Below are 11,003 nucleotides of genomic sequence, written 5' to 3'. Positions count from 1 at the left end.
CATCCGGTATTTTGTCCAAATCATCATCAAATTTAATAAAATCCTTAACAACAACATTGCGTATGCTGGTTTTGCTGCGATGGAGATCTAAAGGTTTATGTTCATTGTAAACAGGAACTTTGAATGATGGTGCTGAACATCCTGCACAGATAATTAATAATAAAATCAAGTGGAAATATTTCATTGGATCACCAGGATAGAGCCGTTAATTTTTGATTTCAAAATTCTTTTTGAATTAATAATGCCCACAAGTAAGTAATCCGCTAATGGGTCAGCCTGGACCGGCTCATCATGCCGGAAATTTTCCGGCTGATGAGCCGGAATACCAGGCTGACGGCCTTCGGCCTGAGTGGTTAAAGATTCTTGCTTTTTTCTCTCAAGAACTTCTGCACTTGCCTTGGTTCCGAAAAGATCACCACTCAATAAACTTGACTGGCTTAAAAAATAAATAAACACAACAAGACAGCAGGGAATTACATAGAATATGGGATGTTTTAAAATATTAACGGGGCTCTCTATGCCAATTTCTTTGGTCCCGTCTTTAAAAAAACTTTTATAGCATTTGAATATTTTGGGATCATAGGAGCATGTTTTCTGGCCGATTTGGTCAAGGGTAGGGCCGTAATAGCAAAAACGGATGTATTTTTTCTTGACCAGATTGCCGAACATATTCAGTTTTTTGTATCGATAGGTGAATTCAATCAAGGATCTTACGGAACTTTCGATGCGTTCAACGTTTTGGGTGATAAGGATAAGATCAACGCCCATATGACGGTGTTCGCTGGCCCATTTCCCGAATGCTCTATTCGCTTTAGATTGAAAATCCCTGGAATTAAAAAAATTCTGGACCTCATCAATAATAATTAAATCGCCGGGGTTTGTATAATCCCAAAATTCAATGACCTGATGATCCTGGAGAACAACAAGATTATTTTTGAGTTGACTATCATCAAGATTCAGAAAATGTTTTATGATTTCCTGTTTTTCTTCCTGATCAGGGCCGGAAATGTTTGTCAAAATGCGTCTGCCCTGGGACAGGTTGTCCAGAAGTTTACGCATAGCATCATAAGTTTTACCGGCACCGGGAAGCCCTTCATAACATGAAATCATCTCAGATCCTTGTGAATGCTGCCGGTATCAGGTTTAAAGTCAGCCGTATAAGGCAGGCAGCGCCGAGCATGCCAAGCAATAACGGGGTATCAAGCTTGTATAAAATGTAAACGATTTGATCCGGCAAAATATTCCAATTGCCGAATGATTGGGTAACGGAGCTTAAGTCAACGGCAGTGACAATGGATTCGATGACGGTAAAAACAATATCCAGGAGGGTGAAACCGATTTCAGATAAAATATACAGAATGCTTTCAAGCACCCACTTGAAAACATCAATGATCATCTCAAAAAAATTGGTGCAGAAATCTATTATTTTATTGATCATGGTTACGCCTTTTTAAGAACCAGAATTTTGAAACATGCAAAGCTTGTGAGCATGAGCAGGACAGCGCTCAGGATGTCCCAGACATTATCGTACTGGGAAAAATTAATGGTTGCGGTTTGAGTTGAAGATTGACCCCAGGCACCTATTTCAACGGTTTGAATGGATGAACCGGACCCGGAAGGACCGGTAAAAATAGAAAAGGGCAAGGTAAACAAATCAGACTCTTTCAGCGTATCAATGAAAAGATCATACCGATCTGAATACTTGGTCTTGATTGCAGTTAAAGTCTCTGTTTCGTCCAAGTCAAGAATGTTGTCTGTAATGGTAGTATCAATCGTTTGGGTGGGATCTATGAGGCTATCTTCAACAGCATCACCGATTTCATCGGCGGTCAAATCAGGTCCAGAACCCGAAGGCAAAGTACCGGTACCGGTACCGGTACCGGACTTAGAGTTTATCTTTGCGAGTAGATTATTTGCGATACCAAGAGACTCAGAAATATTTTTTAAATTTTGATTTGTGGCGTCAGTGTTCCCCACAATTTTGCCAAGAGAAGTACTATCGCTGTCACCTGTTGTGGAGCCTTCAGAATTAGAAGTTCCAGAACCAGGAGTTGCACTTGTTGTTGGAGTTCCGCTGGTAACACCTTCCTGTGAGCCTGTTATCAAATCACCGGCTTTAGTGGAAGTTAAAGGCGTATTTAAAGTGCCTGAAGGTGAACTATCGGCACCGGCACCACTGTCACCGTTCATATCAGATGAATCTTGCCAGATCTGGCTATTGACGTATTGAGATGTATAAGTTCCAGCAGCAAGACCGGCATCTAATTCAGATAGAGTCAAATCAGACATAAAAATATAGTCACCGTTAGAAGTGACAATTGCATAACCAACACAATTGTTTGAGGAATCATACCAGCGAGACATAATGCGAAATTGATAGGGATTAGGATCATCGGGGTAAGCATCATATTCATTGGGAATACCGTCACCATCGGTATCACCAATTATACAAGCAGTTTGAGTGCCATAAGAGGCACAATACCATGGACCCCATAGCACGGGGACACCTGAGACATCCCAGCAACCATATTTATTGCGCATACAAACTAACGTTACTCCATTAACTGTTATACTCTGATAAGCAGTATCCCACCAACCAGGTTCACCAGAAGAACATGTACCTATAGCATCAGATCCGGCTCCACTCTGGCGAGCACTCTCCGCTAAAGCAGAAGCCTCACTCGAAGTTTCTGAATGACCGACAATCTGATCAGAACTACTAAGCCCGGAAGCTACATCCACACAATCAGCTTTGGCATAAGGAATCATTAAGCAGGCTGATATCAGGACACCGATCAAAAAATATAATAATTGTTTCATCTCAAACCCCAAAAGCTGCAATTGATCCTGCCAATTTCGGCCTTTTCAATTAGCATGGCAATCCACGCTTTTTCCTTTTTGTCATACCGGCCCTGCAATACTGGCATGCGTATATGTCATACTAAACGCCGCCATAGAAATAAGTTCCCGTCACTTTGCATGGGCGTTTTTTAGCGCAACCAAAACAGTATTGATTAGAAACATTGCTCCGAGATTCCGGGTCGCAGGACATGACGTCATGACCTTTTTTCAAAAACGCATCCCGGACCCGTCCGGAATATTCACATGCAACTAAAATTTTCATGAAAACAATTCCATGATCAGCTAGCCTTTTTAATGGGTTTAGACTCCTGGCCGAGGGGAATATCATCCTCAAAAGACATGGTAACTTTTTTGACCGTTTTATCGGTTGGCTTGACACTAAGCCCATTACGGCCATCTTTGAATGCCCAGGATTTAATGACGCATTGTTCGTCAAAGTTCGTAAAGGGGGGCAGCATGGGCTTACTTGTGTCATAATCTTTGACTTTGAACTGCAAGGGCTGGCCATCACCGGTGTGCTGATCAACAGAATAATGATAAAACGGGGCAGGGAGGTTATCCTTCTTTTTCAGATCAACCCATCTTTCAGGATCTGACAATTTTAAGTCTTGAGCCGGATCTTCCGAACTTGCCGAAGTGATTATACCAGTAAGATGGGCAATTAATTCAGCCATTACGCAACTCTCCTTTTGTTTGTGGTTTCTAAACACACAGATCCTAAACCGGGTACTGTGGCAATAAAAAAATGGGGTTCATCTTGGTTAATGAATTTTAAAAAATCAGTCTTTTGGCGACTGGCTTCTTTTTTTCTTAAGGCTTTAATTCGATTTGCCTTAGCCATAAAACCTCCTTAATGGTTAGGTTTCAGCGACTGTCAAATGCTTTGACAATCGACATGAGTTCTTCAAATTGTGCAGGGGTTTTTACATCCAGCTCTTTTGCCATAGCCAGAACAAAACCCCTGAGTTTATGTTTGATGATGATTTGCCAGGTGGGTTTGTCTATGATGCCGACGATTTCGAATTTTTCAGTATCTTCCTGCTGACAGATTTCTTCACCGGTAAGGTCTGATAATATATATGAGGTAAACTCGCGGAGAAGAACGGAAAGATAAGAAAGGAATCCATTCAATTTTTAAATAATAACATTGATATTCATATGTCAAGAAATATTTAATTATTATAATAAAATTCAGGAAATAGGGGTTATCCAGTTTTGGGGAACTTGACCTCACCACTCAAAAATCGCCAGTCACGATTATTTCAATTAATAAATATTTAAAAATCGTTATTTCTGTTTATTTCTCTTAAATAAACTTTAGTTTTCTTTAACTACCTGAAAATTAACAAAAATAAATGAAAATTAAGATTATTATATGAGGGTAGGGGGGCAGGACATGCAAAGTAGGCCCACTTTTTCAAAGGGGTCTACTTTGCGTCCTGCCTTATTCGCTCTGCTCAACGGAAACTTATTCACTTTGTTCAACGTAACAAGCTAAAATTCCTAAAAAACATTTGCGTATCAACATAAGACCGATCATAATAGATCACCCCATGAGAAGCCTTTTGTTGCCATTATTTAGTGTCTGAGGAGTAGCTTCTATGCTTGTATTTTTAACCACCACCTCTTGTGCTAAAAATTTTTTTGGTCGGTTTCATTTTGAAGGATTTTATGGAAACAAGCATCGCTTGCTGTTTAAAAACCTATGTATGGATTGTGATGAGTGAAATAATTAGTCTTGGGTGAAATTTTTGTAACTTCATAACAAGTCGTTATAAATATTGATTTTTATTTATGCTAAATTGTTTAGTTCTATTGAAACAGCTTATTTATAGGTGTTTGGGACCGATGACACCTTGGCATAAAAGCATAAAAACTTGAATTATTACTATTTGGTATGAATTCTGCTGTATGGGGTGTTTACATGGCTTTAATGCTTTGCAGTGTATTGATTTAACTATATTTTTTTATTTAGACGTTACATATTTTTTACGATGGAATCTGAAATCACTGAACTTTTGGAGGTTCTTTATGTAGCTTTAAAGACTATTGAAACGTCAGTTGATGAAGACTCCCCGAATTTCAGCCATGATGACAGGGAAAGATTTGTAGATATCCAATTAAAGTTTGATAGTGTTTCTAAATTGTTCAGCTATCAACAATTTAATGGTCGGGATTATTTAAGAGCCGTGAATATAGTCAAGAATCGTGGTTATGCCTCAGTTTCCGAATTATCCAGGAAACTGGGAATTATTTACAAACAATCCGTAGAGATGATTAATGAAATGGAACGACAGGGAATTGTCAAGACTCTTGACCAGGAAACGCCCGTTAAAGGCATTAGAACTTATAATTATGGTTATAAGCAAAACGAATAGTGTTTTTTTCCGGGTTTTGATTATGTTTCCTTTAATGTCACCGGGCTCCCGGTCATCCACATACCACCAACCTCCGGCGTTTGTGAACACTTTGCTCTGAAACATAAGACTTGCGCAGGAATAGACCGTTATGATTCTTGATGACTATCTGATTATTCTGGAAGCTGAAAAAGGGTATTCTGCTCATACACTTCGTGCCTATTTTACGGATATAAGAAGCTTTATCCTTTTTTATCTGGAGACTTGCAACTACCGGGATGAAAACTGGCAACAGGCCTTTGAAAAAACGGCCCAACAGGTAGACAAGATGATCGTGCGCAGATATCTTGCCGCCCAGACTGCTTTGAAAAAAAGTAAAAAAACCCTTTCAAGGCGTCTATCCGCATTAAAATCTTTTTTTAATTACCTGGTCAGATCAGAGCTGATCACGCTAAATCCTGCTGATGCCATCCCTTTTCCAAAAATTGAGAAAGCCCTTCCCAAAGCCATGGAAATTGATGATATTTTAAGGCTGTTGGACACCATGAAAAGAGATACCTGGATGGACAAACGCAATCTTGCCATGTTTGAGACCTTTTATTCCACGGGCATGCGGATAGGTGAACTTCACATGCTCAATATCCAGGATATTGATTTTAATGCCGAACTGATCCGGGTACTGGGCAAGGGAAACAAAACGCGCATTATACCAGTGGGCAAAAGTGCCCTTGATGCCATCCAAACCTACCGGGCTGATCTTGAGAAAAATTATTCTGCCGTATTTTTAAATAAAAATTTTGGAAGGCTTGGCAGGCGGTCCATTCGACGTATTCTGGATAAGGTGGTCTTGGAATGCGGGTTAGGCTTAAAAATATCACCCCACACCTTACGGCATACCTTTGCCACCCATATGTTGGATTCCGGTGCAGATCTTCGAGGTATTCAGGAAATATTGGGCCATGCCAGCCTGTCTACCACCCAGGTGTACACTCATGTGAGCATGGATCGCCTAATGACGGTGTACGATAAAGCCCATCCACGAAACTAGGGCGATTGGCTTTAATTATATCAATGGGGCGGCGGCTTTCAAAATCATCAAGCTCTTCATAGATTCGGCGGTCAAGGTTTAATGATCAAACCTTGTTTTTAATCAAATTTGGGAATTGCAGCCGTGTTTTTGCCGCCCTTTAAAACAATCCACAACCTCAACTGCGAGTGTCTGATAAGCCTGCTTTTTAAATTTTTGCTTCATTTTAAATCACTTAGCATATTTTATTCTGCATTTATTCTGCAATAACATGTATTTTATTCTGCAATTTTCCATTGAGGAGCCTTTTTAGAGCCCTCATTTTGAATTTTCCCTGATCTTCGGAGTTTGGTAAGAAGATTGGCAATTTTTTTCTTTTTTTGTTCATTGTCCAAAACACTGCTTAATTTATCTAAAAGCAATTTATCGATCTCCCCACGAGACGCTTTGTTAAATTTTTTCAAATAATCAGTGATCAGTTTGCAGTAATAATCGTCATCCTGGGCTCTTGTTTTGATGTAATCGGCTTTACTGGCCGTCACTTTGGCCACCGTAGCAGATACATGTAAATGAGGTTTACGCCCCTCGATTAACCCTTGCCTTCGCAGGTGCTTAATCATATCATCCGACAATGGCAACCTTTTTTGAACTCTGTCTAATGCCAGAACTTGATCAAGGGGCAAATTTGTCTTTTGAATAAGCATCCGGCTATACGCCGGATCAACTATTTTTCCATGAATTCTAAGCTTAACCGCATTGGATTCACTTAAATCAAAATCAGGCATTGGAAAAAAACGACGTGCCTGGGCAACGTGGATGGAGTGAATACCATACCCCATAGTATCAATCATATTCAATTCAGCCATTGCCTGGGCCAGGAAAGGATTGCGATACCGGCGCGGCGTTTTATTTCCGATAATATAGTCTTCGGGCAGCCCTTCAAAAAATCGGCCTTCGTTTTCAAAATACAGACACTCCGGCTGTTCCGTCACAATGATACGTCCGTTACGTGAGTAATCCTGGTGAGCGATACAATTGTGCAGTGCTTCTAGAACAATACGTTGATCGTACTTGGAAACCTCGACGGCAAACAGTTGATCATCCGGAAGAATGCGGACCTGAATGTTTCGTATCTTTCGATATACACTTGTTGTATTCAGGAAAAAAGGCAGTCCGAAATGTTCATACGCCCGTTCAGGCCCTTCAAGCTTCCAGGTGATCTGCCCTGGATGCGGGGACAGCAGATACGCGGATTCCGGTTTTCCCAACAAAAGTATTGTTGTGCGTGTAATTCTGCCATCCTGGGTTAATTTGGCTCGGTCAAGAAACGTTTTCATGGGCCAACCCATAACCTCTTCGCTGGAAAATCGGTTTGCATATTTTTGTGCAAACGACTCACGTGCTTTTTGCAGGGCATCCGTGTCAAGGTGATCAAAAGTTCCATCAAGGATGATCTGGGCAGACCAGTCTTCAATCATCGTCTGTTGACGGATATTATCAAGTTTATCAAGTCCCAGATGGGTTAAGCTTTCACCGGCACGGGCATAATAATGGCCTTTCCATGCAATGGGCATTCCCAAAGGCGCGGCAGGAACTTCAAAGAGCACGACACGTCCCTGAAAGTGCTGCAGCTCATAAATATTTCGAAACGTGATGCTTGGCTCTGTGCTGTCCGCAATCTGCATTTTTGTGCTTTGCAGTCGTTCAGAATCCAGGCGGTAATTAGACCCCACCACAGAACGGGTTTTATTGTTAACGCCAAAAATCAGCCAGGCACGTTCCAATCCGCGCAAATTTGCTTCGTTGGCCAAAGCAGAAAAATAAGAGCCGATTTTATCAGTTTTATAATCGTTGCCAGCTTCTTTAAACTCAACAATTTCACTTTCCCATGCATCAATCAAGGTACCAAGCAATGCCGTCAATTCGGACTGTTTCATTCAAGCTTACCTTTTTTAAATTGTTTTTACATCCGGGTGCGGACTCATGAGTTTAAAAATTTGTCTGATTATAACGGATTTGGGGGAGGCCACTAATTCGGCTTTTTGGTCCTTCCCTATTTTCAGGCTTCTTGGTTATTGCGCATGAATTCTCTGTCCTATTTTGGGTCGCAATTCAGGGCAGGATTTAAAACGAGACACAATAAATTCAAATAGTTAAATATGGTCCCCCAAATCCGTTATAATCAGAAATTTGTTCTACGTTTATTTTTACACTGTCGTCCTTAAAGCCGGAATACCTCGGATTATCCCTGTCACTTCGGGGGCATTATATCTTTACAGAAATTTTTTGTGTTGCTACTCATTATATTTGAGACCATGCTCTTTTGAAAGATTAAGAATCTTTTTAGCTGGAAACCACCGAAAAAAAGGTAACGACTGGTCTGAAGAACTGAAAACTAAATGGGGTGACCATATGAGTTCTGCATCAATTAGATATTTTATTATCACAGATGAATCCGAAATTCTTCGAGTCCCAATCAATAAGTTCAAACGTCTGTTAGAAGCAACAAGTGAGGAAAAATTAGAAAGATTTGCCGGAAAGCGTGTGCGTGTTGCAGAAATTTGTGTAAAGCTTGAGGACCGAAAGCCAATGGAGGTTATACGTGCTATTTATTATTATTTGCACTTCAATGAAAAAGGTATCCTTGATGAAGAGTATTTAATAAAAAGTAGTGATATTGTATTCGCTGCCTGTGAGAATTTCAGCGCATTCATAGAAAAAGAACAAGGAAATGTAATAAATGCACAGCAGGAGTTTGCAAAAAGGCAACGTGATCATGCTGTATGGTGGAAACCTAATATGCAACTTGAACGTAATCTCTTAGATGCGTCTATCGATGAGTTTAAGTGTAAAAGAGTATAATTCTATAGGGTAAAAAGTATAATGACTGGTGGACAAAACAGAACGCAAATCAAAACCGGACAAACCGTATCCATTGTATTAAAAAAAGACCAAAGAACAGGCGTCCTGACCCAAGGCGTCGTAAAAAATATTTTAACAAAATCGTCTTTTCATCCCCATGGCATAAAAGTCAGATTGGAAAATGGCCTTGTTGGCAGGGTTAAAATTATTCACGGTTAAAAATTCAGATTCACCATGTATTTTAAAGTCACATATTCAGCCATTTATAACTGGAAAGGTTCAGGGACCGAACGGGAACAGAACGATCCAAACCTTATTATCCAGGGAATTAGGAATTATTTACAAACAGTCAGCAGAGATGATCTATGAAATGGAACGTCAGGGAATTGTAAAGACCCTTGACCAGGAAAAGCCCGTTAAAGGCATTAGGGCTTATAATCAAAACGAATAATATTCTTGTTAATCCAGTCCCGGCACAATTTGAAAGCTGTGAACATCATAGGCGGATCTTTTGCTTTGCCTGATTGGCTTCACCTTTTAAAATATCTTCGGAAATCAGGGAAAAGGCTTTCTCACAAGTTTGAAAATTCGGCGTGTTGATCCAATTGATTGAATTGAATTGTTCAACCGGAAACAGACGAAGCATCCGGCTGATTTCAATGGGGTCAACCCAAAGATCTTTTTCTTTTGCTTCTGCTACGATCTCTTTCCAGTCGAAATCATAGGCATTTGCTATAAACAGAATGTCCGCATAATCCTTTGGTTCCATCCGGCTTAGTGCACAGATTTTATTTGAAAGGATATTGCGCCAGTCATCTATGTTTCCAAACCCTTCTTGAATGGTGATGCGGCCAAAATGAGCATCCACATCATTGACCATATCAATCTTCAGGGTAATGTCTTCTTTTTCTACAAACAGCCGAACAAAAGACTCCTCAACCATGGATGGCTTGCTTTTGTATTGCATGTGGTTCAGGCAGGATAGAATCACTTTGCATTGTTTTTTAAACTCTGGATGGTTATTTACAAAAAAGTCCAGATCATCTGAATATCGGTGGTCAAGGTAGCATCGGCCTAACGCTGTTCCACCGGTTAAATAAAAATCCGTGTGCAGAGATTGGATTTTTCCCAGAATTTCATCCTGAAAAGGATATAGTTTATGGGAATAATATTTGCCTGGCATATCTGTATTTACCTTTTCGTGTTTTGGGAAACAATTCGTTTAGAACATCATCAGACAACGCCTTTTTCAAAGTTTCCTTCGGAAGAAGTGATAGCAACGTATACCAGTCAAAGGTGGATAAGAGTTTGATATAAATGCTTTTGGAAGAAATAAGGGGGATACTGTCTATTTCACCATTGATAAAGGAATTCAGGATGTCTAAGTCAATTTTTTTATCCCAGAATGCTTTTTTGAGAATTTGTTTTCTTTCATCAGTCGTATACATTTTAAATATCTATCCTTATTATTCTCAAATTATACCAGATGGTGTTCCAGGTTGACAAGTCTCCTAAAAACACAAACAGCATTTGCAAGATTTTGATTGAGAAAATTATCTTCGGGGATGGGCTTTGTCGTACACAGCCATCAGGCGATCCATACTCACATGGGACCTGGGACCGACCTGGGTGGTGGACAGGCTGGCATGGCCTAAAATCTCCTGAATACCCCGAAGATCTGCACCGGAATCCAACATATGGGTGGCAAAGGTATGCCGCAAGGTGTGGGGAGATATTTTCATACCTAACCCGCATTCCAAGACCACCTTATCCAGAATACGTAGAATGGATCGCCTGCCAAGCCTTCCAAAATTTTTATTTAAAAATACGGCAGAATAATTGGGCATAATGGAATGGTATTTTTTTATCTTCAAGGCAACGATACCTGGCTTTTC

At 40.2% G+C, this 11,003-nt stretch carries 14 protein-coding genes and 1 pseudogene; 5 read left to right on the top strand and 10 right to left on the bottom strand.

Annotated features, from left to right (window positions below; all coding sequences use genetic code 11):
- The 7 genes from Q366_RS21770 to Q366_RS15900 form a co-directional block, all read right to left on the bottom strand.
- Positions 1 to 184: hypothetical protein (locus tag Q366_RS21770; RefSeq protein ID WP_211251909.1), on the bottom strand; the 184-nt coding region annotated here is incomplete at its 3' end.
- A complete protein-coding gene (locus tag Q366_RS15920) occupies positions 181 to 1,110 on the bottom strand; it encodes a zonular occludens toxin domain-containing protein (protein WP_035240736.1) in 930 nt (309 codons plus the stop codon). The genes Q366_RS15920 and Q366_RS21770, both read right to left, overlap by 4 nt.
- A 1-nt stretch (position 1,111) precedes the next feature.
- On the bottom strand, positions 1,112 to 1,438 hold the full coding sequence (locus Q366_RS15915; RefSeq protein ID WP_035240735.1) for a hypothetical protein: 327 nt from the start codon (positions 1,436 to 1,438) through the stop codon (positions 1,112 to 1,114).
- Between the two features lie 2 nt (positions 1,439 to 1,440).
- Positions 1,441 to 2,820 (bottom strand): hypothetical protein, encoded by a 1,380-nt coding sequence (locus Q366_RS15910; protein WP_051958102.1) that lies wholly within the window; start codon positions 2,818 to 2,820, stop codon positions 1,441 to 1,443.
- 320 nt (positions 2,821 to 3,140) lie between these two features.
- A complete protein-coding gene (locus Q366_RS15905; RefSeq protein WP_035240733.1) occupies positions 3,141 to 3,536 on the bottom strand; it encodes a hypothetical protein in 396 nt (131 codons plus the stop codon).
- Positions 3,536 to 3,703 (bottom strand): hypothetical protein, encoded by a 168-nt coding sequence (locus tag Q366_RS21365; RefSeq protein WP_156968195.1) that lies wholly within the window; start codon positions 3,701 to 3,703, stop codon positions 3,536 to 3,538. Before Q366_RS21365 ends, Q366_RS15905 begins: the two co-directional genes overlap by 1 nt.
- A 23-nt stretch (positions 3,704 to 3,726) precedes the next feature.
- Complete coding sequence (locus Q366_RS15900) at positions 3,727 to 3,993, bottom strand: hypothetical protein (RefSeq protein ID WP_035240732.1); 267 nt, start codon at positions 3,991 to 3,993, stop codon at positions 3,727 to 3,729.
- An 863-nt stretch (positions 3,994 to 4,856) separates the two neighbouring features.
- Between Q366_RS15900 and Q366_RS15895 the strand changes: the two genes are divergently transcribed.
- Together Q366_RS15895 and xerA are read left to right on the top strand one after the other, a co-directional pair.
- Positions 4,857 to 5,240 carry a DNA translocase FtsK gene (locus Q366_RS15895; RefSeq protein ID WP_084691858.1) on the top strand — a complete coding sequence of 128 codons (384 nt, stop codon included), beginning with the start codon at positions 4,857 to 4,859 and terminating at the stop codon, positions 5,238 to 5,240.
- A 130-nt stretch (positions 5,241 to 5,370) separates the two neighbouring features.
- Positions 5,371 to 6,267, top strand: coding sequence for a site-specific tyrosine recombinase/integron integrase (gene xerA, locus Q366_RS15890; RefSeq protein ID WP_035240729.1), 897 nt, complete (start codon positions 5,371 to 5,373; stop codon positions 6,265 to 6,267).
- A 257-nt stretch (positions 6,268 to 6,524) separates the two neighbouring features.
- On the opposite strand, the gene Q366_RS15885 is transcribed toward xerA, so the two are convergent.
- Positions 6,525 to 8,183, bottom strand: coding sequence for an RNA-binding domain-containing protein (locus Q366_RS15885; protein WP_035240728.1), 1,659 nt, complete (start codon positions 8,181 to 8,183; stop codon positions 6,525 to 6,527).
- A gap of 475 nt (positions 8,184 to 8,658) precedes the next feature.
- Between Q366_RS15885 and Q366_RS15880 the strand changes: the two genes are divergently transcribed.
- From Q366_RS15880 to Q366_RS21620, 3 genes are read left to right on the top strand one after another with little or no spacing between them, the layout of a single operon-like run.
- The gene (locus Q366_RS15880; protein ID WP_035240727.1) at positions 8,659 to 9,108 is read left to right on the top strand and encodes a hypothetical protein; all 450 of its coding nucleotides are present in this window, start codon (positions 8,659 to 8,661) and stop codon (positions 9,106 to 9,108) included.
- A gap of 21 nt (positions 9,109 to 9,129) precedes the next feature.
- Positions 9,130 to 9,327: a YwbE family protein gene (locus Q366_RS15875; protein ID WP_035240726.1), complete on the top strand. Its 198-nt coding sequence runs from the start codon at positions 9,130 to 9,132 to the stop codon at positions 9,325 to 9,327.
- Positions 9,296 to 9,559: a hypothetical protein gene (locus Q366_RS21620; protein ID WP_169742977.1), complete on the top strand. Its 264-nt coding sequence runs from the start codon at positions 9,296 to 9,298 to the stop codon at positions 9,557 to 9,559. Before Q366_RS15875 ends, Q366_RS21620 begins: the two co-directional genes overlap by 32 nt.
- A 45-nt stretch (positions 9,560 to 9,604) precedes the next feature.
- Here Q366_RS21620 and Q366_RS15870 read toward each other — a convergent pair whose 3' ends face one another.
- Together Q366_RS15870 and Q366_RS15860 are read right to left on the bottom strand one after the other, a co-directional pair.
- Entirely contained in the window at positions 9,605 to 10,291 is a 687-nt protein-coding gene (locus Q366_RS15870; protein ID WP_035240725.1) for a nucleotidyl transferase AbiEii/AbiGii toxin family protein, read from the bottom strand.
- Between the two features lie 370 nt (positions 10,292 to 10,661).
- Positions 10,662 to 10,949: pseudogene (locus tag Q366_RS15860) on the bottom strand (tyrosine-type recombinase/integrase); the annotation flags it as partial.
- Between the last annotated feature and the right edge of the window lie 54 nt (positions 10,950 to 11,003).

Origin of the sequence: Desulfobacter vibrioformis DSM 8776, assembly GCF_000745975.1 — a bacterium.
Taxonomy (GTDB): domain Bacteria; phylum Desulfobacterota; class Desulfobacteria; order Desulfobacterales; family Desulfobacteraceae; genus Desulfobacter; species Desulfobacter vibrioformis.
Note: the sequence above shows the minus strand (reverse complement) of the source record. Positions and strands in the feature narration are given on the sequence as shown.